General features: G+C 37.2%; 27 protein-coding genes and 2 tRNA genes. 15 read left to right on the top strand and 14 right to left on the bottom strand.

Annotation, left to right across the window (positions count from 1 at the left end):
• Positions 1 to 448 precede the first annotated feature (448 nt).
• The 3 genes from BBP83_RS04740 to BBP83_RS04725 all read right to left on the bottom strand — a co-directional run bounded on the left by BBP83_RS04740 (position 449) and on the right by BBP83_RS04725 (position 4,375).
• Positions 449 to 1,240 carry an rRNA large subunit pseudouridine synthase E gene (locus BBP83_RS04740; RefSeq protein ID WP_068886265.1) on the bottom strand — a complete coding sequence of 264 codons (792 nt, stop codon included), beginning with the start codon at positions 1,238 to 1,240 and terminating at the stop codon, positions 449 to 451.
• Positions 1,241 to 1,556: 316 nt separating this feature from the next.
• Complete coding sequence (locus BBP83_RS04730; protein WP_068886264.1) at positions 1,557 to 2,738, bottom strand: YbfB/YjiJ family MFS transporter; 1,182 nt, start codon at positions 2,736 to 2,738, stop codon at positions 1,557 to 1,559.
• Positions 2,739 to 2,944: 206 nt separating this feature from the next.
• Positions 2,945 to 4,375 (bottom strand): pyridoxal phosphate-dependent aminotransferase, encoded by a 1,431-nt coding sequence (locus tag BBP83_RS04725; protein WP_068886263.1) that lies wholly within the window; start codon positions 4,373 to 4,375, stop codon positions 2,945 to 2,947.
• Positions 4,376 to 4,602: 227 nt separating this feature from the next.
• On the opposite strand from BBP83_RS04725, the gene msrB reads away from it, so the two are divergent.
• The 4 genes from msrB (at position 4,603) to BBP83_RS04705 (ending at position 6,651) form a co-directional block, all read left to right on the top strand.
• Positions 4,603 to 5,022 (top strand): peptide-methionine (R)-S-oxide reductase MsrB, encoded by a 420-nt coding sequence (gene msrB / locus BBP83_RS04720; protein ID WP_068886262.1) that lies wholly within the window; start codon positions 4,603 to 4,605, stop codon positions 5,020 to 5,022.
• Positions 5,019 to 5,501, top strand: coding sequence for a glutathione peroxidase (locus tag BBP83_RS04715; RefSeq protein ID WP_068886261.1), 483 nt, complete (start codon positions 5,019 to 5,021; stop codon positions 5,499 to 5,501). Before msrB ends, BBP83_RS04715 begins: the two co-directional genes overlap by 4 nt.
• 206 nt (positions 5,502 to 5,707) lie before the next feature.
• Positions 5,708 to 6,112: a hypothetical protein gene (locus tag BBP83_RS04710; protein ID WP_068886260.1), complete on the top strand. Its 405-nt coding sequence runs from the start codon at positions 5,708 to 5,710 to the stop codon at positions 6,110 to 6,112.
• 44 nt (positions 6,113 to 6,156) lie between these two features.
• Positions 6,157 to 6,651, top strand: coding sequence for a hypothetical protein (locus tag BBP83_RS04705; RefSeq protein WP_068886259.1), 495 nt, complete (start codon positions 6,157 to 6,159; stop codon positions 6,649 to 6,651).
• A 101-nt stretch (positions 6,652 to 6,752) separates the two neighbouring features.
• Here the strand turns inward: BBP83_RS04705 and dapC are convergent, their stop codons facing one another.
• From dapC to BBP83_RS04680, 5 genes are all read right to left on the bottom strand, one after another.
• Positions 6,753 to 7,922 carry a succinyldiaminopimelate transaminase gene (gene dapC, locus BBP83_RS04700; protein ID WP_068886258.1) on the bottom strand — a complete coding sequence of 390 codons (1,170 nt, stop codon included), beginning with the start codon at positions 7,920 to 7,922 and terminating at the stop codon, positions 6,753 to 6,755.
• A gap of 24 nt (positions 7,923 to 7,946) precedes the next feature.
• Complete coding sequence (glnD, locus tag BBP83_RS04695) at positions 7,947 to 10,613, bottom strand: [protein-PII] uridylyltransferase (RefSeq protein WP_068886257.1); 2,667 nt, start codon at positions 10,611 to 10,613, stop codon at positions 7,947 to 7,949.
• A gap of 29 nt (positions 10,614 to 10,642) precedes the next feature.
• Entirely contained in the window at positions 10,643 to 11,857 is a 1,215-nt protein-coding gene (gene purT / locus BBP83_RS04690; RefSeq protein ID WP_171258037.1) for a formate-dependent phosphoribosylglycinamide formyltransferase, read from the bottom strand.
• A gap of 174 nt (positions 11,858 to 12,031) precedes the next feature.
• Positions 12,032 to 12,382 (bottom strand): L-valine transporter subunit YgaH, encoded by a 351-nt coding sequence (gene ygaH, locus BBP83_RS04685; protein ID WP_068886255.1) that lies wholly within the window; start codon positions 12,380 to 12,382, stop codon positions 12,032 to 12,034.
• A complete protein-coding gene (locus BBP83_RS04680; protein WP_415502325.1) occupies positions 12,379 to 13,110 on the bottom strand; it encodes an AzlC family ABC transporter permease in 732 nt (243 codons plus the stop codon). The genes ygaH and BBP83_RS04680 overlap by 4 nt, the downstream gene beginning before the upstream one ends.
• Positions 13,111 to 13,235: 125 nt before the next feature.
• On the opposite strand from BBP83_RS04680, the gene BBP83_RS04675 reads away from it, so the two are divergent.
• Positions 13,236 to 13,718, top strand: a complete 483-nt coding sequence (locus BBP83_RS04675) for a hypothetical protein (RefSeq protein WP_068886253.1) — start codon at positions 13,236 to 13,238, stop codon at positions 13,716 to 13,718.
• 181 nt (positions 13,719 to 13,899) lie between these two features.
• On the opposite strand, the gene BBP83_RS04670 is transcribed toward BBP83_RS04675, so the two are convergent.
• A complete protein-coding gene (locus BBP83_RS04670) occupies positions 13,900 to 14,601 on the bottom strand; it encodes a Crp/Fnr family transcriptional regulator (protein ID WP_068886252.1) in 702 nt (233 codons plus the stop codon).
• A gap of 106 nt (positions 14,602 to 14,707) precedes the next feature.
• On the opposite strand from BBP83_RS04670, the gene BBP83_RS04665 reads away from it, so the two are divergent.
• The gene (locus BBP83_RS04665) at positions 14,708 to 15,250 is read left to right on the top strand and encodes an Mpo1 family 2-hydroxy fatty acid dioxygenase (protein ID WP_068886251.1); all 543 of its coding nucleotides are present in this window, start codon (positions 14,708 to 14,710) and stop codon (positions 15,248 to 15,250) included.
• 73 nt (positions 15,251 to 15,323) lie between these two features.
• Here BBP83_RS04665 and BBP83_RS04660 read toward each other — a convergent pair whose 3' ends face one another.
• Positions 15,324 to 15,692, bottom strand: coding sequence for a hypothetical protein (locus tag BBP83_RS04660; RefSeq protein ID WP_068886250.1), 369 nt, complete (start codon positions 15,690 to 15,692; stop codon positions 15,324 to 15,326).
• A gap of 261 nt (positions 15,693 to 15,953) precedes the next feature.
• Positions 15,954 to 17,045: a redox-regulated ATPase YchF gene (gene ychF / locus BBP83_RS04655; protein ID WP_068886249.1), complete on the bottom strand. Its 1,092-nt coding sequence runs from the start codon at positions 17,043 to 17,045 to the stop codon at positions 15,954 to 15,956.
• A gap of 469 nt (positions 17,046 to 17,514) precedes the next feature.
• Between ychF and BBP83_RS04650 the strand changes: the two genes are divergently transcribed.
• Both BBP83_RS04650 and BBP83_RS04645 read left to right on the top strand, forming a co-directional pair.
• Positions 17,515 to 18,279, top strand: coding sequence for a glutathione S-transferase family protein (locus tag BBP83_RS04650; protein WP_068886248.1), 765 nt, complete (start codon positions 17,515 to 17,517; stop codon positions 18,277 to 18,279).
• 385 nt (positions 18,280 to 18,664) lie between these two features.
• The gene (locus BBP83_RS04645; protein WP_068886247.1) at positions 18,665 to 19,138 is read left to right on the top strand and encodes an Lrp/AsnC family transcriptional regulator; all 474 of its coding nucleotides are present in this window, start codon (positions 18,665 to 18,667) and stop codon (positions 19,136 to 19,138) included.
• A 105-nt stretch (positions 19,139 to 19,243) separates the two neighbouring features.
• On the opposite strand, the gene BBP83_RS04640 is transcribed toward BBP83_RS04645, so the two are convergent.
• Positions 19,244 to 19,993, bottom strand: coding sequence for a YebC/PmpR family DNA-binding transcriptional regulator (locus tag BBP83_RS04640; RefSeq protein ID WP_068886246.1), 750 nt, complete (start codon positions 19,991 to 19,993; stop codon positions 19,244 to 19,246).
• 108 nt (positions 19,994 to 20,101) lie between these two features.
• Positions 20,102 to 20,665, bottom strand: coding sequence for a 1-acyl-sn-glycerol-3-phosphate acyltransferase (locus BBP83_RS04635; protein ID WP_068886245.1), 564 nt, complete (start codon positions 20,663 to 20,665; stop codon positions 20,102 to 20,104).
• Positions 20,666 to 21,382: 717 nt separating this feature from the next.
• On the opposite strand from BBP83_RS04635, the gene BBP83_RS04630 reads away from it, so the two are divergent.
• The 4 genes from BBP83_RS04630 to BBP83_RS04615 all read left to right on the top strand — a co-directional run bounded on the left by BBP83_RS04630 (position 21,383) and on the right by BBP83_RS04615 (position 23,188).
• Positions 21,383 to 21,592: a cold-shock protein gene (locus tag BBP83_RS04630; RefSeq protein ID WP_068886244.1), complete on the top strand. Its 210-nt coding sequence runs from the start codon at positions 21,383 to 21,385 to the stop codon at positions 21,590 to 21,592.
• A gap of 313 nt (positions 21,593 to 21,905) precedes the next feature.
• A tRNA-Ile gene (locus BBP83_RS04625) sits at positions 21,906 to 21,982 on the top strand.
• Between the two features lie 737 nt (positions 21,983 to 22,719).
• Positions 22,720 to 23,007, top strand: coding sequence for a hypothetical protein (locus tag BBP83_RS04620; protein ID WP_068886243.1), 288 nt, complete (start codon positions 22,720 to 22,722; stop codon positions 23,005 to 23,007).
• A 104-nt stretch (positions 23,008 to 23,111) separates the two neighbouring features.
• Positions 23,112 to 23,188, top strand: a tRNA-Met gene (locus tag BBP83_RS04615).
• A 185-nt stretch (positions 23,189 to 23,373) separates the two neighbouring features.
• Here the strand turns inward: BBP83_RS04615 and BBP83_RS15240 are convergent.
• Positions 23,374 to 23,538 (bottom strand): hypothetical protein, encoded by a 165-nt coding sequence (locus BBP83_RS15240; protein ID WP_171258036.1) that lies wholly within the window; start codon positions 23,536 to 23,538, stop codon positions 23,374 to 23,376.
• A 291-nt stretch (positions 23,539 to 23,829) separates the two neighbouring features.
• Between BBP83_RS15240 and BBP83_RS04610 the strand changes: the two genes are divergently transcribed.
• The 3 genes from BBP83_RS04610 to BBP83_RS04600 all read left to right on the top strand — a co-directional run bounded on the left by BBP83_RS04610 (position 23,830) and on the right by BBP83_RS04600 (position 26,640).
• Entirely contained in the window at positions 23,830 to 24,138 is a 309-nt protein-coding gene (locus BBP83_RS04610; protein ID WP_068886242.1) for a hypothetical protein, read from the top strand.
• Between the two features lie 410 nt (positions 24,139 to 24,548).
• Entirely contained in the window at positions 24,549 to 24,779 is a 231-nt protein-coding gene (locus BBP83_RS04605) for a hypothetical protein (RefSeq protein WP_068886241.1), read from the top strand.
• A 562-nt stretch (positions 24,780 to 25,341) separates the two neighbouring features.
• The gene (locus BBP83_RS04600) at positions 25,342 to 26,640 is read left to right on the top strand and encodes a dicarboxylate/amino acid:cation symporter (protein WP_068886240.1); all 1,299 of its coding nucleotides are present in this window, start codon (positions 25,342 to 25,344) and stop codon (positions 26,638 to 26,640) included.
• The last annotated feature ends 113 nt before the right edge of the window (positions 26,641 to 26,753 follow it).

Here is a 26,753-nt window from a genome sequence, read left to right as displayed (position 1 = left end):
AAAGTCATGTAAAACCCATACTTTGAGTATGGGTTTTTTATTGGAAAAAGATAAGCTAAAAAAGTTTAATAATTGGAATGAGTGTAACTTTTGTCTGAAGGTTAATTATTGTTTTTATTTAGATTTTTGGCACTTTAAAATATCTTTCATTACTAAATGAATTTGGTGGTGCTTTAGCAGGGATTTTGCACCCATTACTTTTTATTTACGCAAATACTTCATGTTCTAGGTCAAGACATTGATAGAGATTCAGGTAAACGTATTAAATTTGGAACAATAATTATTGGCTGAATTCGGTATCGAATTTATTTATAAGAATGGAGAAAATTAACTCAAAAAATGAGCTTGCTAACTAATAAGCATAATAAGCTACAATTTAGTGGAGAGTTATTTTTTAGAAAATTAAAGCCCACTTTTGTGAGCTTTAATTTAAATAAGAATCTAAATCTTAACGACCATTACGTCCACGACCACGCGGGGCTTTGGTATTTGGACGTGTTGTACCATTGGTACGACGTTTCGGTTTTTCACTATCATCCATTTGCCAAATACGTTTAGTACCTGATGTTTTCTTTACAGAACCATCTTTGTTTTTACGTACCATTGGCTTACCACCAGTACCACCAGGTTTCTTCACATAAGAACGCGAACGGTATGGTTCTTCCGCAGGAATATTTTGAAAGTCTGGATAGAGAAGAGGTTCAATTTCTTTCGTTTCACCTGGTTTTAATTCCATTTGAACCAAATCAATTGCACCAATTTTAGTACGAATTAAACGCAAAACTGGGAAGCCCACAGTAGCAGACATACGACGCACTTGGCGGTTGCGACCTTCACAAATCGAAATTTCAATCCAAGAGGTTGGCACAGACGCACGGAAACGAACTGGTGGGTTACGTTCCCAAAGCCATTCAGGTTCTTCAACCTTTGCTGCCTGAGCAGGTAAGGTCATACCATCTTTTAATTCAACACCTTGACGAAGCTTTTCTAATGCTTCTTCGGTCACATCACCTTCAACCTGAACCAAATAAGTCTTAAATTTCTTATTTTCAGGGTTAGTAATGTATTGGTTTAAACCACCGTGGTCAGTTAAAAATACTAAACCTTCAGAGTCCATATCCAAACGACCTGCAAGACGTAAGTCTGGGTCATTGACGAAATCAGCCATCGTTTGGTGTTTTTCGTCAGCACGAAATTGGGAGAGGACGTCATATGGTTTGTTTAGAATGACGATTTTCATTGTAACCTATTAAATAATCTAAATAAATTCTTGCGCGTTTTTTCTAACACCCGTTTCTCAACGAATGGGGTAAAAGAAAGCCCACTATGTGTGGGCTACTATATCAGATTCCAGTTTGTGTTCTTCAACTTTATTCTTTACATAAGATGAATATGAATACCAGAACACAGTTTTTTCCGAAATACTCATTGGCTGTTGAATATCTTCGTAGTTCACCAAATTATAAAATTTATCTTTACCAATAGAGAGTAACTGCATAAGTTTTTTAGCTCAAATTCTACGCTCACTTTCGATCATGATACCTCTTTTATAGGGCTTATTTATATTCAGTAGATTGAATTATACTTTTAGTTCTGGTGACCCAAAATAGTTGTAAGGTACCTAATAAAAGCACAAAAGCTGCCAGTAAAAATTGATGATGATAGCTCACACCCAAATGTTGTAAGGCACTAAAACTCAGTCCACCCATTAGCTGAACAGAAGCGAATAAAATAGTAGCAATGCTCCACAACTTTTTATAGGCTGTACCATATAGCTGTAAAATAGTATACGAAGTTAGAAAGACTACAGCAGGGTTTAATAGTCCTGTTAATAATGAGGACATAAAGGTAAAGCTTGGGTGAGCACTAAAAATGGCAATAAATATAGCAAAAACATAAATGCTGTATAAAATTTTTAAAGTTTGAAAATTACCGAACTTCTTTGCCAAGATATATGACGTAAATGCACCTAAAGCACTGCCTAAACCATAGAGAGTCCAATTAAAGTTCATCCAAAACAAATCAAGTTTTAGAGTTTTTGTTAAATAGTCAATCCAAAATAATGAATGAGGAACATAAGCAAATGCACTACAGCCATAGACGGCAATTAAACTGAAGAACAGTAGATCGGTTTCAGATTTAGAGCTACTTAAAGTTTGCTGTGTCGCCAGTAATGGCTTGAAGCCTTGTAAAAGGACACTCAGAACAATACAAATACAGAAAGCAAAACTACTTAAAATAAGCCATGCGCTTCGGGTGGAAATTTGGTCTAGGTGCGGGAGAAATAAAGTCGCTAAAAGAACACCAATCCCAATACCACTAAAGCCAATAAAATTGATTTTAAAGCGATCTTTTAGTTCAGAACACTGTGCAACAATACTGGGCGATAAAATCATGATTAATCCGCCACTTATTCCTGAAATTACTCGCCAGAAGATATACCAAGCATCTGAAAAGCCAGCAAAAGCACAACTCATTAAGCTGAACATACCTGCAAAAGCCGATGCTTGAATATAAAAGGTCATGATACGGGTTTGTGGCAAATGCATTGCCCAAAATGCACCGATTAAATAGCCCAGTAAATTTGCACTGCCTAGTAAACTGGCAAATTGTGTTGTCCAGCCAAATGATTCACGAGTAGTCGGAAGTAATGCAGTATAAGAGAAGCGTAAAATGCCAATCCCTAAGCACATACACAGGCACAGAAAAATACTTAATTTGACTCTATTTGAGGACATCCTGTTCCTAGAATTTTTCAATGCTTTAAAATTATCATGTATATATAGTATTAAGTAGGATGAAAAGTGTCCAATTAAAAATAGCTATTTTAACTTAAGTCTTAGAAATGAGTTTTGAGTATATTTAGAAAATAGATAAATAAAGTGCACTCTTATTTTATAAAAAACCGCACATAAAGCACGGTTTTTTATAGCCTAATTGACGATTAACGCATTTTTGCAAGGAAGCGACCCACACGAGTGATAGCTTCACGTAATTCATTTTCAGCAGGTAAGAACACCACACGGAAGTGATCTGGCGTTGGCCAATTAAAGCCAGTACCTTGAACTAGTAAAACCTTTTCCGCACGGAGTAGATCGAGCATCAGTTTTTCATCATCTTGAATTGGGTAAACTTCTGGGTCTAATTTAGGGAAACAGTACATTGCACCTTCAGGTTTGACACAAGAAACCCCAGGAATCTCATTTAACATTTCCCAAGCAATATTGCGCTGCTCATATAAACGACCACCTGGGCGAATTAGATCGTTGATGGACTGGTAACCGCCTAATGCAGTTTGAATGGCATATTGCGCTTGATGGTTGGCACATAGACGCATAGACGCAAGCATGTCTAAGCCTTCAATATAGTCCATGGCACGTGATTTATCACCCGTAATCGCCATCCAACCAGAACGGTAGCCAGCAATACGGTAAGCTTTGGACAAGCCATTAAATGAAATGCAGAGTTGGTCGCCAGCTAAAGCCGCCACAGCAACATGTTCAATACCGTCGTAAATGATTTTATCGTAAATTTCATCTGCAAATAAAATCAGGTCATATTTTTTGGCTAAGGCAACAATTTGTTCCAGCACATGGCGCGGGTAGATAGAACCTGTAGGATTATTTGGATTAATCACCACAATACCACGGGTATTTGGCGTGATTTTACTTTCCATATCTACAATGTCTGGATACCAAAAATTCTCTTCATCACATTTGTAATGAATAGCAGTACCACCAGATAAATTGACCGCAGCTGTCCAAAGCGGATAGTCGGGCATTGGCACGAGCATCTCGTCACCATCATTTAACAAGCCTTGCATGGCCATAACAATGAGTTCAGATACGCCATTGCCTACATACACGTCGTTGACGTGCATATCTAGAATGCCTTTTTGCTGATAGTACTGACAAATTGCTTTGCGGGCAGGGAAAATCCCTTTGGAATCTGTATAGCCAACTGCATTTGGTAGATTCAAAGCCACATCGTTAATAATTTCTTGTGGAGCTTCAAACCCGAATGGGGCAGGATTGCCGATATTGAGTTTAATAATTTTATGACCGGCCTCTTCCATTTCATTGGCCGCTCGTAATACAGGTCCGCGAATGTCGTAGCATACATGCTCGAGCTTAGACGATTTTTTTATTTCGCGTGGGGTTTTGAGAGTGTTCGGCATTTTTATGTTCTCGGAAAGAGTGGAGGTCACTTTTGCATAACGGTATAAATAGCTTTTAAATGTTTCAGTTGTTACAAGATCGAGATCATGTTCATCTCTGAGTAAAGCAACAATTTTTTCATGCGTAAATCCTACCTGCTGATATTGTTTAATCACAGGTAGTAGATGTTTAAAAATAACGCTCTTTTTCTGCGACATTTTTTAATCCTGAGCAAGAATGTCAATAAGATTAACACTAAATTTGCTCACAAAAAAGCATCCAAGGAAATAAAATGCTCACCAGATTTAATTTTTGCTTTCTTTTTGCTTTTATTGGAATTATAGGTCTTTTGTAAATTGTGAATTAAAGACTAGAAATTTTAAGATGAATCACGTAAATATAGGATTATCCTATTTTAAATAGCACAATAGAAAGGGATGTAATCATGGGAAAACTCAATAAAACAGAGAGAGAATGGCAAAGAGAGTTATCGCCAGAAGAGTTCCGAATTACTCGTCAGAAGGGAACAGAGCCAGCGTTTACCGGAAAATACTGGAGCAGTAAGCAAGAAGGGACATATGTTTGTCGATGTTGTGGCGAAACACTATTTAGTTCTGATGCTAAATTTGACAGTGGTTGTGGTTGGCCAAGTTTTTCCCGTCCAGTGAATAGTATGGTTATTGAAGAACATCAAGATACGACACATGGTATGGTCAGAACTGAAATTGTTTGCCATCATTGTGATGCACATTTAGGGCATGTTTTTCTAGATGGCCCTGAACCGACTGGATTACGCTATTGCGTCAATTCAGCTTCATTAGAATTAAAAACACAAGAAAAAAATGACGAGGAAACATATCCATGACCAACGTTTATCAGTTTGAAGCTGAGTTGTTAGATGGAAAAAATAAATCTTTTGCAGACTATGAAGGCAAAGTTTTATTAATTGTAAATACTGCTAGTAAGTGTGGTTTTACACCACAATTTACTGGACTGGAAAAACTATATCAGCAGTATAAAGATCAAGGGTTTCTAGTTTTAGGTTTTCCATGTAATCAATTTGGCGGTCAAGACCCCGGGTCTAATGAACAAATTGGCGTTTTTTGTCAAAAAAACTATGGTGTCGATTTTCCAATGTTTGCCAAAGTGGATGTGAAAGGTGCGGAGGCACATGCGCTTTTTCGCTACTTAACCAATAATTCTAAAGGGGTTTTAGGCAATGGCATTAAATGGAATTTCACCAAATTTTTAATTGGTAAAGATGGAACGGTACTTCACCGTTATGCCCCCACAACGAAGCCAGAAGCTTTACAAGAAGATATTGAAAAGGCTTTAGCGGGTTAAAATCTCGATGTTTGTGTGTAGGTTTGATCTGCACTTTGCATAAAGACTAAAAGCAGCCAAAAGGCTGCTTTTAAATTCTATAAATAACAAAATCTTGAATGAAAAATTCGTGATCTAATTTTTTGTTTCGTATAATTGAAATGCATTATGCTACAAGTGATTCATGATCTTTAAAAAATAAACATTGGCTTAATGATTCATTGCGAATGCAGACTAACTTTGAAGACACTCATCCCTCACTATCAGATCGTTTGAAATCAATTGGTCAGACAGCAAAGGTTCGTTATGCTTTAAATGGTCAGGTTGCTGATCTTTTATTAGGGCAAAAAAGAACTGAAATTGCAGCTGAGTTTGATCAAAAATGGCAAGTTCAAATTTTGGATACATGGAAAAATTATCATCAATCGATTCAGGAGAAAAAAGAATATTTGGCACAACTGAATGACAAAATGGATCATAATTTTGAAATAAGTTTAGAAGAACGTTTTGACCAAATTGAGCTAACAGATGAGGTTGCACATCAGCCTGAAAGGGCATTCCAGCTGGTTCACAACTTCATCAGGACGAGCCTGAAAATGCGCGTGCCAATTTTATCTATGGTCGGTATTTAATTCAGCAAGGCAATCCGCAGGGAATAGTCTGTCTTGAAAAAGCGATGCAATTGGATGAATTTGCCATCTTTAAAAGCTGTGAATTGTTATATCAGTACTATGATAAACAAGGGGATACAAGCAATGCTGCTAAATATCAACAGCGTTTGGAACAGAGGGCTGAACTTGAATACAATGCGATGAATGAACGTGAAAGTGTTTTTGCTAAAGACCCGTTGTGCGTGCATAATTTATCTCAAGATCAGTTGAATGATTTCTTAGGGCAGATCACTCGATTCAGCAATATTAAGCAGGTATGCCTTGTAAAAAAGCAGCTGGCATTCTTGCCACATCTTCCATGCTATGTAATGGGTTTTAGTATTAAACAGGGATTTATTGGCAAAGTCAGTGAGCAGGTTGTTATTCAAAAAATGCAGGTATTGCATGAACAGGTCAAATTTCCAGGGGAAATGTTTCTTATTTGTCTGGACTTAGTTGAAAATAAGGCATTGCATAAAAAAATGAAAAAATTACCGAATGCAGTTATTTTAAACCGCTAAGATTGTTTAAGAAGCCCGAATGTAGCCTGCTCTTCTTTTCATTAAAGTTAAAAATGCCCCAAAAGTTGGGGCATTTTTAATCATGGATATTTATAATGAAATTATAAAATTTCTTTCAAACGTTGAATGGCTTGTTCACATTGTGCTAAATCTGCAACTAAGGCGAGACGTACATGATTTTTACCTGGGTTACCTTCAGCGGTTTCACGTGAAAGATAACGACCTGGTAATACTTTAATATGCGCTTTTTCCATCAATATTTTGGCAAAAGTTTCATCATTATCAACTTTTAACCAATAATAAAAACCTGCATCTGGTTTTTTAAGTGGCAATAAATGGCCTAATTCAGTTTGAAATAATTCGAATTTTGCGCGATATTGCACACGGTTTTCTTCGACATGTGCTTCATCATCCCAAGCCACAATAGATGCAATTTGGTGTTGAACAGGCATGGCAGCGCCGTGATAGGTACGATACTGTAAATATGGTTTGAGTAGCGTTGCATCACCCGCAACAAAACCAGAACGCATGCCCGGTAAGTTTGAGCGTTTAGACAATGAATGGAAAACGACGCAGTTTTTATAATCATCACGCCCCATTTCGGCACAGACTTCTAATAAGCCTACAGGCGCTTCGTCAAACCAAAGTTCTGAATAGCATTCATCTGAAGCAATCACAAAATTATACTGATCTGAAAGAGCAATCAGTTTCTTAAATTGCTCTTTAGACAACACTGCACCAGTTGGATTGCCCGGTGTGCAAACAAAGAGTAAGGCGGTTTTTTCCCACACTTCAGCTGGTACGGCATCGAAATCGCCTAGATAGCCATTTTCTTCGGTGCAGTTAATAAAGTAAGGTGTAGCCCCAGCTAGTAATGTTGCCCCTTCATAAATTTGATAAAAGGGGTTTGGCATAACGACATAAGGCGCATCTTCACGATTCACCAATGCTTGAACAAAAGAGAAAATCGCTTCACGTGTACCTGATACAGGTAAGACATGGTTATCGGCACTTATGCTGTTGAGTTTAAAGCGACGTGTTAACCAGTTTGCAATACTTGTGCGTAGTTCAGGTAAGCCTTTACTAGTCGGATAGGTCGAAAGATGTTGAAAGTTGTCAATAATTGCTTGCTTAACAAACTCAGGTGCAGGGTGCTTGGGTTCACCAATAGACAATGGAATTAACGGTAAATCAGCAGGTTTTACATCCTGAAAAAGTTTATTGAGCTTTTCAAATGGGTAAGGATGCAATAATGACAAACTAGAGTTCATGGAATGGTTACCGGTCAATTAAAGTTAATGGTGGCTACACACCTGATTAGAAGCTTCATCTAATGCTGACTTGAGTTGGGCCGCAAACGTTTCAGCTTCTGATTCCGTCATGGGTGAGCCATCTTTTTTAGTCACAAAGAAAATATCTTCAGCGCGTTCGCCTAATGTCGCAATTTTAGCAGAATGAATATCCAGACCCTGCATCATAAATAAACCGCCAACTTTGGCAAGTAAGCCCGGATGGTCAAGTGTTGCAATTTCGACCATATTTTGTTGTAAGGCTTCATTTAGGCTAATGTCGACAGTATTTTCAATATCAAAATGACGTAATTGGCGTGGGATGCGACGTTGCATTAAACCTGGGTATTTGTCGGATTGGCTGAGTGCTTTCTTAATGGCTTGAATGACAGTTTCTTCACGCTCAGGGTCTGTCAATAATGTGCCAAAACGATCCAGGACGACATAAGTATCTAGGCTGAATGCTTTTACTGCCGTAATAATACGCGCATCCTGAACATCCAGATTCATACGGTCTAAAATGGCCACAGTGGTTGCAAATAGATTCGGCTGATCTTGTGTATAGATAAAAATTTGGACGGCGTCTTGCGCATATTTACGATGTGCACGCATGAGAACTAAGGGTTCAGGATTGTCGCCATGTTGTAAAATGGCGCGGGTATGCCATGCAATTTCATCTGCAGATTCTTTAATAAAGTACTCATCGCCTAATTCTTGCCATACTTTTTCGACTTCATCGAGTGAAAACTCTTCAACAAGTAACTCGCTAGCAGTAAATTTAGTGTCCTCTATGAGCATTTGATAATCGACAGGACGACCTAAACCAGAACGAATAACGTCGCGAGCTTGTGTATAAAGTTGACGCATAAGGGAAGCGCGCCAAGTGTTCCACAGTGTTGGATTGGTGGCATTAATATCTGCAACCGTTAAGGTATATAGATAGTCTAAATGCTCCATATCGCCCATTTTTTTTGCAAAGGCGCGTACAATATCGGGGTCTGAAATATCTCTTTTCTGCGCAGTGACTGACATTTGTAGATGGTTTTTGACCAACCATGCCACAAGATTGGCTTCACGTTCTGTTAAGCCATGTGCAATACAAAATCTGATGGCATCGGAAGAGCCTAATTCACTGTGATCGCCACCACGACCTTTGGCAATGTCATGGAAGATTGCGGCTAAGTAGATAATATCTCTACGTGCAAGACGCTGAAACACTGAACTGACCACAGAAAAGTCTTTGGCAAATTCAGGTTCTTTAAAGCGGTTTAAATTTCGGATGAGTAATAAAGTATGTGCATCTACGGTATAAATATGGAACAAGTCATATTGCATTAGGCCGATAATTTGGCCAAAAGCAGGAATATAGTTGCCTAATACGCCGTAGCGCTTCATTGCTACCATGGTGTCATATAGGCGGTGAGGCGATCGAATAATAGCCATGAACATGGCTTGATGTACAGGATTGTCTCTAAAATTTTGATCAATACTTTTAGCTGCCAGTGTCAATAAGCGTAAAGTACGCGCTCGAATACCTTCAATTTCAGGACGATTGGCCAGTAAATAGAAAATTTCTAAAATTGCACTTGGGTTTTCAGAAAAGATTTTATGGTGTTGTACGGCCAATTTGCCATCGACCAGTTTGAAATTTTCATTAATTTCTTCAATGCTACGCTGATAATGAGGTAAGCGTGGGGTAATAACCGATTCATTAAAAAATGCTAATAGCATTTCATTTAAGGTTGAAACTTGTTGTGCGCTACGGTAATAACGCTTCATTAGCTGTTCAATTGGATAATTGGGTGATTTATTTTCTTCACGGATATAACCGAATGTTGCTGCTATATCGCGTTGATAATCGAACAATAAACGGTTTTCGTCACGCTTGGCTAAGCGGTGCAAATGATGGCGAATTTCCCATAAAAAGCTTTCAGCTTCTTCTAAAACCCCAAGCTCAAATTCTGAAATAAAACCTAAATGTACCAGATCATAAATACGATTCACGCGGAAATGGCGCTTGGCAATCCAACCAATTTGGTTAATGTCACGAATACCGCCAGGTGCATTTTTAATATCGGGTTCTAAGTTACTTTCAGTATTATTATGTTGAATATAACGTTTGGCTTGTTCTTGCATTTTCGCATCATAGAAAGTTTTATCCGTCCATGTTTGTGAAACGATACGACGTGGCCATTTTTCTAAATGTTTATTGCCAATAATTAATCGTGCTTCAATAAGCGCAGTAGCAACCGTTAAATCATTGGTCGCCTGAGTAACACAGTCCGCAATGGTACGTACACTGATACCCGGTTTAAAGTTTCCCACATCCCAAAGTGATGAAATAAACGTCGAAATCAGTTGTTCATTTTCAGGGGAGATGGTGTCTTCTGATAAAATCATGATGTCGACATCGGAATATGGCAACATCTCACGACGACCATAACCGCCAACGGCAAACAGACCTAAATTACTGTTTGCTAGTTCAGCATGTGTCCATAAAAACTTTAATGCCTCATCAATAATATTTGATCGGGCTAAAATTACATCACGAATGGACTGTCCGTGATCAAAATATTCCTGAAGCTGATTTTCAACATCTGTGCGCCATTGGTTAATTGCTTGAATGTCGTGATTACTTTTAATGTAATTCAGCAGCGGTAATGTATTGATCATGAACAGTGGTCCGTTATTGTGTTACAAACTTAGTTTTGATGAACACTGACTTGCTGTGCGGTATGCAGTGCAAGTTCACGCGCTTGGTCGGTTGTTTCGGCACGTGCTGTTGCAACACCCATACGACGGCGTTTGAAACCTTCAGGTTTACCAAATAAACGTAAATCAGTATTCGGGTTTGCTAAAGCAAGATTTAAGCCAGAAAACGATAAATTACGATCATCTACGCCTGCATAAATAACGGCACTGGCTGCGGTACTGTGACGAGCAGTATTGACGGGTAGACCCAGAATGGCACGTGCATGTAATTCAAATTCGCTTTGAAATTGAGATGCAAGGGTAACAAGGCCAGTGTCATGCGGACGAGGAGATACTTCACTAAACCATACTTTATCGCCTTTGACAAACAGTTCGACCCCGAAAATACCGCAACCACCCAATGCAACAGTTACTTTATTGGCAATACGTTTTGATTCTTCTAAGGCCAGAGGTGTCATGATTTGTGGTTGCCAGCTTTCGACATAATCGCCTGCATCTTGACGGTGGCCAATAGCGTCGCAGAATGAGGTTTCTATTTCACCTGTTTCGGCATTTTTGGCACGGACTGTTAGCAAGGTAATTTCAAAATCAAAATCGATTTGTGATTCTACAATGACTTTACCTTGATTCACGCGACCACCTGTTTGCGCATATTCCCAAGCAGCATCGACCTCTGCAAAACTTTTAACCCGAGATTGTCCCTTACCTGAAGAAGACATGACGGGTTTAACAAAGTTAGGATAAGCAATATCGTCGCAGGCTGCGCGGAAGGATTCTAAGGTGTCTGCAAAACGGTAGGCTGAAGTGGGTAAGCCGAGTTCTTCGGCGGCTAAACGACGAATTCCTTCGCGGTTCATGGTTAAATTCACAGCTTTGGCAGAAGGAATGACAGTCGCAATATTTTGTTCTTCAATATCGACTAAAACTTGAGTGGCAATGGCTTCAATTTCAGGAATAATTAAGTGTGGCTTAACCTGCTCAATCAGTTGTTTTAGTTCTTCTGCATCTGCCATATTAAGCGTATATGAATAATGAGCAACTTGCATGGCAGGGGCGTGATCATAGCGGTCTGCGGCGTGAACTTCTACACCTAAACGTTGTAAAGAAATTACCACTTCTTTACCCAATTCGCCAGAGCCTAAAAGTAAAACTTTAAAAGCAGAAGATTGAAGTGGGGTACCAATAGTCACGCTCATGTGAATCATCCATGCTTGATTTTATGGACTTTTAGCATACCAGAACTGGCTATCAGATGAAGTGTCGATTCATATAAATAAATAATATTGTCCAACAATTTTATTTATAAAGCATGCAGGCAGATTTTAAGTACTTTTGACCTAAATGAAACAGAATGAGAAAAACTTTAGGTCGTGCGACAATTATGAAAAGGGGAGCGGAAGATATGTATAAACCAGCCCATAGGTGAGTGCCGCAATTAGGGTAGCTGATACAATTTTTTTAAACTTAAAATACAAACCAGCAAGAACAATAAAACCTGCAAGCATTGCCATACTTTTATTCGGGGTTTCTAACAATGGAGGCAGCGTTGCAACAACCAACATAGAGCTAATGGCTGCAATACCAATAGAACTTAAGGCAATTTTAACCCACAGTGAGCCCCGTTTTTGTGAACTTTCATGGAATTTTTGAATGACAAAAAATGGCCCAAAACGTGAGGCAAAATTTGCAATTCCGACCGCAATACCAACCAGAATGATTTCAATATTCATGCTTCATCTCCCATATGCTCAGGATTTGGTTTTTTTAACACATAATGTTTAAATAATCCTGCAAAAATACCAGAAGAGATTCCAATAAAAATTGCAGCAGATAAGTCAATAAAATAACAAGCAATAGCTGAAACGATGATCGTGACGGCAACAACAAAGCTGTGCTTTTTCTCGAAGGCTGCCAATAAGAAACTTAAGAATAATGCAGGTAATAAAAAGTCTAAGGCTGCTTGTAGAAATTGCGGTAAGTTACTGACTTGATCTGCAAATAATCCACCTAAAAATGAGCCTGTCGCCCAAGCTAACCAACTAAATAGACTTAAACCCAACATCCAAGATTCTGACCATTCCTGACGACGTTGAGACAGTTTAATCATGCCTGAAGCGAAAACTTCATCGGTTAAACCCCAAGACCATAATGCTGTTTTCTTTAAATTTAAACGGTCTTGAATGAGGTTTTGCAGTGCAGGGCCATACAACAAATGGCGTACATCTAATGCAATAACCGTGAGGGCGGTCATCCAAATAGACGTACCACTACCCAGTAACGCCACAACTAAAAATTGACTGGCGCCCGCATACATTGTGCAAGACAAAAAAAGTGCTTCCCATGCACTAAAACCAAATTGGGTGGCAGACACACCAAAGGCAAAAGAAACAGGAAGATAGGTGAAAATAATGGCTTGACTGTCTTTAGCGCCTTGCCAAAAACCAGCAGGTTTTACCAGAGAAATACTGTGCTCAGACACGACACACCTTAACGGATAGAGTTGATCAATAGGTCAAATTAGATTGAGTATTGTAGCCGAATTTACTAGCATAGTGCCGAAATGTTTGTTTAGGCGATTCAACTATGTTTAAGCTTAGAAATAATGCGATGAAAGTCGTTGTGCTCACGGCAAGTATTGTATTGCTTCAAGCATGCAGTCAGTCATCAGACTCATCTGAAGAAAAAGTTGTGATTAAGCCTGCCCCTAAACTGAGCAATGATGCGACAGCTTATGCAAAAGAAGCTTTTAAATTGATGAATAGTGTCGATGGTTTGGTTTATAGCAAGCAGATAGATCAGCTTGATGATGCGGTTCGCAAACCCGCGCGTAAACTAAGTACAGATTGGCGCATTAATGTGAAAATGACGGATTCTGTGACAGAAGGTAAATATGCACTTTGTCGTAAGGCATTGACCAGTTTAGAAATTTGGGCCAGAGAAACCAGAGATCACTCCAATACAGTCAGTCAAAAGCAAGCGGATTACGAACGTGATAAAAAGCAATGTCAGGTGGCTATTGAAAATCCAGACTTAGGTAATACTGATCCTAAAAAAGTAGGTATTTAATTGAATATCAGGTCGTTATCTCTTAGAGGTGACGACCATTTTTAAGGCGGATGATTTGCTGGTCTGATCACATTAAAAAATAATAAGGCAAAAAGCACCCATTTAAAGCAGAAAGAGTAATCGCGCTTAAATAGCGCATTGGTTTGCACTGAAATTACCCACGTATTTTCCTATGGAATTGTTAATTTTGAGGAAATGCATGTGCAATTTGATGCAATAAGTTGAAATCTAAAATTTCAATTTTACGAAAAGCCACCTTAAGCACACCTTGTTTTTCTAATTCCTGTAATTCCTGATTCACTGTTTGTCTAGAGCAGACCAACATTTGCGCCAATTGTTCTTGTGAAAGGTGAATAGAGTTTTGTTCAATAGATAGGTGATTGCCGTAACCATTTAAAATAAAAAGTAAACGTTGCGCCAATCGTTGCTTAATATTTTGTGTTTGAAAAGAAACTAGCTCTAAAAATGCAAAGCGCAGTTTTTGGCTAGTGAGTTGGGCAATGTGAAACCAAAATTGAGGATGCTGTTGTAAGAGTAGCTGTAGATTGGCACTGGGTAAGTGTAAAATGACTGACTTTTGTACGGCAATGGCGTCATGTGAGCGAGGTTGTTGATCGACCAATGAGATTTCCCCAAACCACATAATGGGTTCGGCAATGGCAGCAACAGCTTCTTTACCTTGAATATCAATATAGCCTAAGCGAACTGCGCCTTCTAAAACGGCATATAGACCATTAAAAGTATCCCCAGATAAGAAAATACTTTGATCTTTTAGAACTTCCAGCATATGCGAATGTTCTAAAATAAACTGTTGAAAACTTGGTTCTAATTGTGAATACCACAGGTTGTTGTTCAAATGGGGCAGATATTGTTCATCAAGCACAGCGTTCCATTCCTTTGGTTTTTTAATGGAGTTGTCAGTTAGCCGACAACATATAATGTCATATTTTTATATAGTGAAAGCATAATCGGTACAAGGACGCATTGCCATGACTAAACTCGAACAGCTATTAAGCCAGTATGCAGCTTATCATTTAAATCATAAAAATATTGTGACGCATTTTGTTGGTATTCCTTTAATTGTTTTTTCAATTATTTGTTTAACAGCGCGAGCAGGTGTGATGTTCTCAGGCATAGAAATTACATTGGCTTTGATATTATTGGTTGTGACCATTTTTTATTACTTAAGTTTAGATAAAATATTTGGACTAATTATGTTGATTGTCTTTGCTGTGGCTTATCCATTTGCTTATATGATTGCGCAATGGTCGATGGGCGCATGGCTAGGCGCGAGCATTGGTATTTTTGTCCTAGGGTGGGTGATTCAGTTTATTGGTCACTTTTATGAAAAGAAAAAACCTGCATTTATGGATGATTTGGTTGGATTGGCAATTGGGCCATTATTTGTATTGGCCGAAATGGTGTTCATGTTGGGCTTCCGTAAAGATTTAGAGCAACGCATGTTAGAGCAGGCGAGAAAGCAACGTGCCTTGATGGATTCAAAAATAGTCCATCAAGCTTCTGTACATTAATTATTGGTATTGAGTTTAATTTTGAAATGAAAAAAGCCGGCAAATGACCGGCTTCTTTTTTGGCTAGAAAATTTTAAGATTTGAGCGGTTTAACATCTGTTGGTGCTTTATGTGTTGCTGTTTTCGCTTTATTTAAATGGCTTTTGTCCATTTTAGCTGTCGCTGTTGTTTTGTCTTTTCCTGTATGTGACATATCTTTTTGCATGGTTGTGGCTGTTTGATGTGTATTTGCGGGTACTTGAGTATGTTGTTCAGTATTTTTTACATTGTGATTGGCTGCTGGTGCCTGATGTTGTGCTGTTTTTTGAACTGCAATACATTTACCGCCTTTATGGTTTGCACCCGTACCACCAGTGAGTGAAGTACCTTGAGGACATGCAAATGCTGTAGCGCTGAGCAGACTGAAAATAGCTGCAGTTAGAATGGTGCTTATTTTTTTCATCGCTATTGTACTATTCAATAGGCATTAGCGCCTTTTATTAATTTATCCCAGTTCTTTAAAAAGTTAAGTTGTAAGCATGTGGTGAAAGGGATTTCAAATTTTATTGCTTTGTTTTGAGTTATTAAGTTTAAGGCTGTACTCATCTTGTTTGTGTATTAAATGAGCAGGTATACATGTGCTTATTGATATACTGAATTTGATGTAAAACGCCATCGATTAAAAAGCCCTCTCAATGAGGGCTTTATTTTTTAATGTTTAGGATTAAACATTAAAACGGAAGTGTAGAACGTCACCGTCTTGAACGATATACGTTTTACCTTCTAAACGCCATTTACCAGCTTCTTTCGCGCCAGCTTCACCGTTGTATTGTACGAAATCATCATAAGCAATACATTCAGCGCGGATAAAACCTTTTTCAAAGTCAGTGTGAATAACACCCGCAGCTTGCGGTGCAGTTGCGCCGACTTTAACTGTCCAAGCGCGAACTTCTTGTACGCCTGCAGTGAAGTAAGTTTGTAAGCCAAGGAGTGAGTAACCTGCACGAATCACTGCGTTTAAACCCGGCTCTTCCATATCCATTGCTTCAAGAAATTCAGCGCGGTCTTCATCTTCCAATAATGAAATTTCGGCTTCAATTTGGTTGCATAAAGGCACCACAATGGCATTTTCTTCAGCTGCAAGTTTACGAACAGCATCAAGATGAGGGTTGTTTTCGAAACCATCTTCTGCAACGTTAGCAATGTACATGGTTGGTTTTAAAGTCATTAAACCAAAACCACGAACCAATTTACGTTCGTCATCATCTAGGTCAGTTGCACGTGCAGGTTTACCTTCATTAAGTAAAGGCTGAATTTTTTCAAGAACAGCTTTGGTTGCAACAGCTTCTTTGTCGCCACTTCTTGCTGATTTAGTCAGACGTGTAATTGCTTTTGCAACTGCGTCTAAGTCTGCAAGAGCAAGCTCAGTGTTAATGGTTGCAATATCATCTAATGGGTCAATTTTACCGTTAACATGAATCACGTTTTCATCTTCGAAACAACGTACAACATGCGCAATGGCATCTGTTTCACGAATGTTAGCAAGGAATTGGTTTCCTAGGCCTTCACCTTTCGATGCGCCTGCCACTAAACCTGCAATATCCACAAATTCCATCGCCGTTGGCACAACACGCTGTGGTTTTACAATTTCAGCAAGTTTATCCATGCGGGTATCTGGAACTGGCACAATCCCTGTATTTGGTTCAATGGTACAGAACGGGAAGTTCTCAGCTGCAATAGCAGCTTTTGTTAACGCATTGAAAAGGGTAGATTTACCAACGTTCGGCAAGCCGACAATACCGCAATTAAAACCCATGAAATAACTCACACAGTGTTATATAAAAATTGCCCATGATTTTACATGAAAGCCATGACAAAGTCATGGCTTGGATGCGTTAACCCCACGTAGCTGTTTATTTCTATAAGGGATTAAATTTTTAGTTGGTTTAACGCACTGGTAACTGAAGTACTAGAAACTTCTTATTTCTCACATACGGCATCTTGAGTTAGTTCTAAGATACTGCTTTGAAATGTAGTACAAGATTGACGTGAATTCAAAATAAATTAATGGGAAGTGAGGGATAAGTATTGCGTTATCTTTCACGTTTAATGTTGCTATTTTTAAGATGAAAATTGGAAATAGCTATAAAAGCATGGCAAGAGAATTTCTTTAATCTTTTAATTTTGGGTAAAAAGTCGATTGTTTTTCTAAAAGGGTGTGATTAAAGTATCCAACTAAAATACTGGGCATTATTAAGCACAGTAAAAATAAATTCGGAGCATTTATGCGTACGTTATACCAGTTTCCGTTATCGCATTTTTGTGAAAAAGCGCGCTGGCTACTGGATCACAAAGAACTGGATTATGTTGCACATAATTTAATGCCCGGTGTACATCGGGCTTTTGCACAACTAAAAACAGGGCAAAATAAATTACCTATTTTACGAGATATGGAACATTGGATTGCAGATTCTACGCAAATTGCGTTGTATTTAGATGATCAATATCCTGAACATACATTATTACGCGCAGATCCTGAGCTACGTCAGCAAGCGTTAGAGATTAATCTATTATCTGTTGAATTAGGGCGACATGTACGCCGTTGGGCGCTTTCACATGTTTTGGCAGGAAGTGACGAGCCCTTAGATATTTTAATTGGTGAAAAAGGTTATTTGCGCCAGTTTGAAAAGTACTCTAAACCTTTAATGAAGGCATTGGTTTCAAAGGGTTATCAGTTAGGTTCAGACAAAGTTGTAGAATCGCAAAAAATAATGCAAGACCTTATAACCGAGTTAAATGAGCGTTTGATTCAGCAGGGTGGTCGTTACCTTGTTGGTGACCGTTTGGGGCTTGCAGATATTGCCGTGTGTTCAATGTTGGCACCTATTTTAGAAATAGCAGGAACGCCTTGGGAAAAAGAACATGAGGAAAGTGCATCTGATGAATTTAAAGCCTATAAAGCTTTTTTAATAGCACTACCTTTGGGGCAGTATGTCCTACGAATTTATCAAACTGAACGTCATGCACGTGTCGATTGGCGTGGTGTTTAGACCATTAAAACTATAAGTAAAGAAATGCGCGAGATGCGCGTTTTTTTTGATCTGTACTTGAGGTCGGTTGTATGAACATTGGCAAGATATATTCGCATGAAGATCACATTGAATCTTTTACAATAGTTGTATAAAAGTTATGAGTTGTTTGTACATCTTGAGTTTTAGGTGATGTTTTTTGAAAAAATATTTCAAAATAGTTTGCAAATTATGAATATTTTTTTTATATATAAATAATATGTGAAAATAAATTTAACGAATTGAGTTTTTGCTTACATTAAGTTTGAGATGGTTGAACGCATATTAAGCTTAATATCGGTATGAACTTTATAAAAGTAAAAAATTAAATGTTCTGTATTCAGACGCTAAAGGGTAGAAATTAACAATGGAATTGGATCGTTTTGATAAGCAAATACTAGAAATTCTAACGCATGAAGATTTAAATTTGAATGAGTTGTCAGAGCGCATCAACCTTTCAGTTAGTTCAGTACATCGAAGAATTAAACATCTGATTGATCATAAAATTATTACAGGTTTAAAACGCGATATAAATTATCAAAAACTAGGATTCAGCTTACATGTCATTTTACAGGTTTCACTAAGTAAACATGATACAGATACTTTCGCAAAGTTTTTAGAAGAGCTCGAAAATATTCCAGAAGTGATCAATGCTTTTTTAGTTACAGGGCAATCTGCTGATTTTTTGGTGGAAGTTGTCGCACGGGACATGGAAAATTATAGTGAAATTCTACTGAAGCGTATTGGTAAAATTGAACATGTGGTGGCACTCCATTCAAGTTTTGTGATTAAAGAATATAATCATGTTTTCAATTGTAGTGGCTTACTCAGTAAAGTTTGATGGATATTTAAGTCTAATCAAAAGTTGATCATTTTTTGTCAGTCATCTTAGAATCTAAATATAAAAAAACGCGCTTGGTAGCGCGTTTTTTGCTTGTAGCAATGATTATTCATCTAATTGCGCTAAGACTTCTTCAGGGAATTCAACGTTGGTATATACGTTCTGTACATCATCTAAATCTTCAAACATATCAATCATTTTTAAGATCTGTTTGGCTTGATCGATATCCGTGATTTCTGCTTTAGTCGATGGATTCATCGTCACTTCAGCATTGTCAGATTTTAAACCTGCGGCCGCTAAAGCATCTTGTACATCACCAAAAGATTCAGGTGTGGTAATGACTAAAATCTCATCTTCATTCACTTCAATGTCTTCTGCACCTGCTTCAAGTGCAACATCCATAATTTTATCTTCTAAAGAAACATCTTCAAAGGTAATTTCACCACGTTTCGTGAACATGTAAGCAACTGAACCTGCAGTACCCAAGTTGCCACCAGTTTTAGAGAAACAATGACGGACATCGGGCACAGTACGGTTTAGGTTGTCAGTCATTGTTTCAATAATTACTGCAACACCACCTACGCCATAACCTTCGTAAGTCACTTCTTTTAAATCATCATTTTCTTCACCACCAGCACCACGTTGAATCGCGCGGTTAATCGTGTCGCGTGTCATGTTAGCCACTAATGCTTTTTCTACGACAGCACGTAAACGAGGGTTAGCTGCCGCATCAGGGCCGCCTAAACGCGAAGCTGTTACAATTTCACGAATAAATTTAGTGAATACTTTAGCGCGGCTCGCATCTTGTTTTGCTTTACGATGCTTTGTATTTGCCCACTTGGAATGACCCGCCATGCGAACTATGCTCCTTATTGGCTGTATGCCATATCAAATTGTCGTAATTCTACCATAAGCACTTTTTTTTGATAAAGAGCTAGATTTCGAGTTTTTAAACAATCAAGACTATTTTTTAGGTTCTGGGATAATAATATCCAATCCAACATTTTCTTTATAAAGTTTTTTCATTAAGGCAAGGTCGTGGTCTAGTTCTGTTGGATAGATTTTACCGAAAATACCACCTTGCTTAGTTTTTGAGTTGGCATACATCAGTACAATAGGTACACCAGCTGCTTTTGCAATATGCCAAAACCCTGTACGGATTGGTTTGCGTGTTTCATCACGACCGGCACGAGTGGCTTCAGGTGCAATCACGAGATTGAATTTTGTATGCTGTTCAAAATGTTCAACCATCTGAGACACAATATCTTTACTTGACTTACGGTCAACTGGAATACCGCCTGCAGCTTTTAAAAATGGCTTTAAAGGCCCTTTAAATAACTCTTTTTTAATTAATATATGAATTTTAAGATCGTAAATTTGAAACAGTGCTAGAGAAAGCACAGCATCCATCATTGACGTGTGTTCAAACCCGACAATGACTTGTTTATCTTCAAGAACATCTGGCTTTACTTCATATGTCCAGCCAGCGAGTTTAAAAGAGGTTTCACCAATAAATTTTTTTAGCATAAAAAGGCAAGATAGATATAAAACAGTGTGCGCTAATTTCTGCTTGTTTGAGATGACAGTCAATAGCTAAAATGACTTATCTGATCAATAAAATACAGATGCAATTTTATTGATGTAAAAAACTATAAGTGGGAGTGTAGTCATGGATTGAGTTTTGTATAGAAATAAAAAATAGCATCAATTTGAATAAATTTCACCCGAACGGGTTTTTTAGGTGGCTAGTATTAAAGGGATTAACTTTTGTCATAAATGGGGGGAATCTATAGTTATCGAGTTAAAGTGATTTCTTGAAATATTAAAACTTGTGAGATGGATATTGAATTTGTATTTTGGGTTTATTGGCCAAGAGGGTTAACCATGTGGTGCATAATTGACAAAGAATAGGGCTTTTTAGGTCTGAGATGGTCAATTTATTGCCAGATAATAGAATGTGTACTTCATTAGAATGTTGGTGTTAAATTAAAAATTATTATATTTCAATATATTGTGTGGTTTTTTTAGAATTTTTATAAAATATCTTAGATATTGCTTGTAAAAATATTTATTACCTAGTATCCTTTCAGCACTAGAAAAAAGTCTTGTTTAGTAAATCTTCTTTAAGTATCGCAGTTTTAGTCATAATCCTTCGTTTTTTCAGATATTAAGCTTTCTTATTTTCCGGGTTAATATTAGTCATTTTAAATGGCTATCAGTTCACAAAATTCAACAGGATATATTATGTCTACTACAGTTAATGGTACAGTTAAATGGTTTAACGAAACTAAAGGTTTTGGTTTTATTCAACAAGAATCTGGTCCAGACGTATTTGCTCATTTCAGCGAAATCGCTAACTCAGGCTTCAAAACTTTAGTTGAAGGCCAAAAAGTTTCTTTCAGCATCGTTCAAGGTCAAAAAGGCCCGAACGCTGTAAACATCGTTGCTCTATAATAAGTAACGATTAAAAAAAGGCGCAAATAGCGCCTTTTTTTGTGTCTGAAAATTAATAAAATGAGTGGTTTTTATTTAAATTCTACTGATTATTTTATTATGGATGGTTTTTTATTTAAATCCATCAGTGGGTGTGTTCATATGCTTTACTCTTATATGGAGAATTGCTAGAGTCGCACTTTATTAGAGTATTAGCCTGTATTTTAAATGCGCTACTGTATTTAGATGTTAAGAAAATACTTGCATAGGTTACTGGTTTTGTATAGTATTACAGCCAATTCAAGTTGTTGATTATTATATCAATAATTGATTAGGGCCTATAGCTCAGTTGGTTAGAGCAGCGGACTCATAATCCGTTGGTCCCCAGTTCAAGTCTGGGTGGGCCCACCAAATTCAACCTCGTAACTCTTTGAGTTATGAGGTTTTTTAATGCCTGCCATTTTTAGACCATCGGATTTTTCGGTCTATTTTGTGGTCCATCCGTTCGATAGTCCGTTGGTCTATGTTCGTCATGTAATCAATTTTCCTCCTCATGCCATTTTCTAGCACTTCGGCTTTCCACTCGATATACGATGAAGATGAATCTTCTACGATCTAGTGTAGGTTTTCGGCTTATTTGGCACCATTTTGTTTTTCACTTTGCACTATCTAACAATTTATACAGATAGTGCAGGGCAGTTTAGCTCGTCGAAACAATAACAAAGCCAATATCGCTATTAGTGCCTGAATTACCATGAACAGTTAGATCAAAAGTAATAACTGCTTCAGTTGTATTCGTAAATTGAACTTTCAAGCGTCTACCAGAACCATCAGCGTTCATTTAATACCAGTCGTGCTCTTATTGCCATTAATGTTTGTTGGTTATCCTAAGTGAGTTAGGCAGGTTTGTGGTCATAGGACGAATATTTCCTATGGATAGTTTGGTTGCATTTTTAGATTAATTTATTCAATATCCCTTGATTTAAAAGTAAGGATATATTTCTCAAATGGAAATATACAGTTAAATCCTTTTCTAATAAAAGCAGATAATGTAACCATGCTTAATTATTAAAATAGTCCTACTAAATAGCAGGACTATTTTAATAATTAAGATGATATAGTTGATTGCCATTTAAGTACTTTTTTCTATGCCTGAAATATATAAATATCTCTACACCCAAATTGGTATATTTGGTTCATTACCGACACATAAAGTTCTTATAAGTAGTACTAGTAATAAAGCAAAATTGATTTTCGCTGATAATACGTTCATTTATGGCACTGTTTCTGATTGGGCTTTAAGAAATTCAGGTATTGGTTCAAGAACCTCAATATGGTCAGAAGAACCTAAATCTTTTTTAGAAAATGAAAAGAGACGATTGAGTTTATACAGGATATCTCATCCAGCTTTTATAACTGAGGTTGGCATTGGTTAAATTGCTTTTCTAGATGTTATTTATTTTATTCCTGCTATAAGTCATTATATTTTAAATAAAGTTTGCTTTGTCCTTCTATTGGGCGTATAAAGTTAATTCGTTGATGCGGGATGGAGCAGTCTGGTAGCTCGTCGGGCTCATAACCCGAAGGTCGTTGGTTCAAATCCAGCTCCCGCTACCAACGAAAAAAATTCAAAGTTTATATACCTATCTTCCCAGAAGATGGGTATTTTTTTGTCTAAAAATTTAATTCCAGTAAATTCATCAAAATTAAACTATATGAGTTGTGGCTATTATGCTTTAAATAAAAAGCCCCACTTATGATCAGTGGGGCCTAAGTATTCAGTTATTTGTGTTACTGAGTCTTTATTTTACTTGTGGAGCTTCTTCGCTTGGTCCAGTGGGTTGTTCTGGTTTATCTGTAGGTTTTGGTGGGGTTTCAGGTTGTTCATTCGGTGCCTGATTTGCTTGAGTATTGATTAAATCCGTTTTGTTTGAGAAAGCTTTGAATCCAGTATTTTGAGTGGTCATGATCTTTCCGTTGAAATATTGAATGAGTAGCCATCATGGACTTATAACGTGTTAACACTACGGTAGTTATGAGATGGAAGTGTAGTGATATGTACGATTGGATAGCTCAATATCTTATTTATATTTCAAGGATTTTTTTAAAAACCAATGTCGTATTGGTCTGTATCACTATTTAAATAATCAATGCATTTCATTTTTATTTTCTCGATACATGATTGATACAAGGCGTATATACACCCAAAAAATATATGGTATTTATATTCATCTCCTCGGTTTCAGAGTGAATTTACAATGAATACCCATACTGCTGAATCAATAGAGCAAATCTATAATTTTTTAAAAGAAGATCAATTCATTTATTCAAAACAACAGTTCGATAAAATTGAAAGGCTTCTTCAAGAGCTACATACACAAGGTAAAGATGGTTTTTTAGCGGAAAAACCTTATAAATATAAATTCCATTTTAATGGGAGCCATATTGGCTTGAATGCAGGGGATGCACCTAGGTTTGCAAAAAATGAGGAATTTTTAGGTTGGTTATTCAAAAAACTCAAAGTCCATAAAACCATCCACTCAAATCATTTTTATAATGAGGTTTAACTGTTTTTACTTTAAGTAGGTGAAGGTCTATGAAAATAACTTTCATTTATAGACACTTATGAATGAATAAAATTAAAATCAGTAACTCAAGAATTCACCATGTACGTATTAAAAAAAGCATTGTATTCACTTCTTGAAAATAGGGCTATTGATCAGTTAAAGAAATATAATGGATTAAAAGGGTTATTTGTTTGAATGGCAAATGGACAACAAACACTTTTTTGACTACGCGCTTAAAAAGCGTAAATAGATGCATAAAAACATCCGTCACGTTCCAGATTTTTGCGGAATTTATGGGAAGCAGTGAATGTATGATGCAGTATAGTCACAATTTATATTTCAAATGTGACCAGATGGTATAATTATTGGTATATCATGCACTTAGTTTTAATAATTAAGGATTTGGTAATATGAGTGTTTGGATTGCCAATAAAGATAAATATGGCGAGTATCAGTTTGATGAAAAGCTTTGGCCAAGCTGGTATACACCGGAAGATATTAATGTCGGCACTGTTCAGTATTATCGCAATATAATTGAAAATTCAAATATTACTTATTATTTATATTCATGCGAAAGGCTGGGTAGCAAAGGCTTTGAAGAGTTAGAGATTGACTGGCTGGGTTTCTGCGCCACACTATGATGACCGATAAAACCACCTGAGGGTGGTTTTTTATTGGATAGATCACGATGATAGTTCGCACAGATCAGGTCTATCTTTTTTAGGGGGATAAAAAATATTCACTTTACCGAAAATAAATTGAAGAAGTTTATGCAGTAATTTTAAACGAATATAATTTTAAGTCAAAATAACAGCAAATATTAAAATTAGAAAAAAAGTAAGCCATTTATAGAAGTCAAAAAAACTTAAAAAAGATGTATTTATAATTTTTGATAGATTTGGTCAAAAAACACATTGCCATTTAAAACGTACTAAATTTTTGTGCAATAGGGGCATTAAAATTTGTGTAAAGTAAAACTAAAGAATAATTTTATGCATTTTTTGCATAGCATAATTAATTTTTGCATTATCGTTTTTTCAAAAAAGAAGTGAAACTTGCCACAGTTAATTGCTTAATCCGTGATTTTGCATTCGACTTATAAGAACAAAGCTTACATCAGTTGATCAACATGGAATGTCATCAAGCGCTTGCTGTTAAAGCAATAGACTTGATGTAAAGAAGATTAAAGACGGAATTATTTTTATGAAACAGAAAAAACTGCTTAAATATATTCTCATCGCGATGATTGCAGGAATACTCATTGGTTGGGCTTTTCATAGTACGTTAACGGCGGTACAAATAACGCAAATTGCTTCATACTTTAAGATTGTTACAGATGTATTCTTAAGATTAATTAAAATGATTATTGCACCGTTGGTCTTTGCAACGATTGTTTCTGGTTTAATCTCAATGGGAAAATCATCTTCTTTGGGATCCATTACACTCAAAGCGATGAGCTGGTTTATTGGCGCATCGTTTATCTCATTATTACTTGGAATGGGCTTAGCAAATTTGTTTCAACCAGGATCTGGTATGAATCTGAGTATTCCAAAAGAAGTTGTAGATGTTGGAGTGAGTGCGACGAGTCTAAGCTTAGAGACATTTATTACGCATATTTTCCCGCGTAGTTTTGCAGAAGCGATGGCCAATAATGAAATATTACAAATTCTCGTTTTTTCAATTTTCTTTGGTTCAGCACTGGCTTATGTCCAGCATCACAGTGAAGCTACGGTTATTGGTCGAATTATCGATGAACTTTGTAAAGTCATGTTCCGTATTACCGATTACGTGATGGCTTTTGCGCCTATTGCCGTTTTTGCCGCAATTGCTTCGGCCATTACTGTCCAAGGGCCGAAGTTGATTCTAGATTACAGTATTTTCATTGGGCAGTTCTATGTGGGCTTATTGATCCTCTGGACAATTTTAATTGCTTTCGGTTATATCTTCTTGAAAAAAGATGTTTTCAGATTGATGCGAGCGGTACGTGAACCGACTATGTTGGCATTTGCGACGGCCAGTAGCGAATCGGCTTATCCAAAAACCATGGAAGCTTTAGATAAGTTTGGTGTGCCAAAACGTATTACCAGCTTTGTTCTTCCATTAGGTTATTCATTTAATCTTGATGGTTCGATGATGTATATGGCGTTTGCTGTATTATTTATTGCGCAAGCCTATAACATTGATTTGAGTTTTGCCCAACAGGCTTTGATTCTCCTGACATTGATGATTACCAGTAAAGGAATTGCAGGTGTTTCCCGTGCATCGATTGTGGTCATTGCATCGACTCTTGCCATGTTTAAGCTTCCTGAAGCAGGTATTTTATTAATTTTAGCTGTTGATCAGTTTTTAGATATGGGACGTACTGCAACCAATGTGATTGGCAATAGCATCGCTACTGCAGTGATTGCTCGCACCGAAGGCAATAAGCATGATCTTGCTGAAGAAGAAGGCGTTGTTACCGATACGCTTGTTCCTGTAAATCGCTTGGCTGATAACAGTTAAGGTATTTCAGTACAATGGATATAATTTCATAAAGTTAATAAGTCAATAATTTCAAAAGGTGATTTTAAAACAATGAGCATGGATTTAGAGTGCTGTATGTTTTAAAGTCACCT

Origin of the sequence: Acinetobacter celticus, assembly GCF_001707755.1 — a bacterium.
Taxonomy (GTDB): Bacteria; Pseudomonadota; Gammaproteobacteria; order Pseudomonadales; family Moraxellaceae; genus Acinetobacter; species Acinetobacter celticus.
The sequence above is the reverse complement of the archived record's forward strand: the minus strand, read 5'-3'. Positions and strand labels throughout refer to the sequence as shown.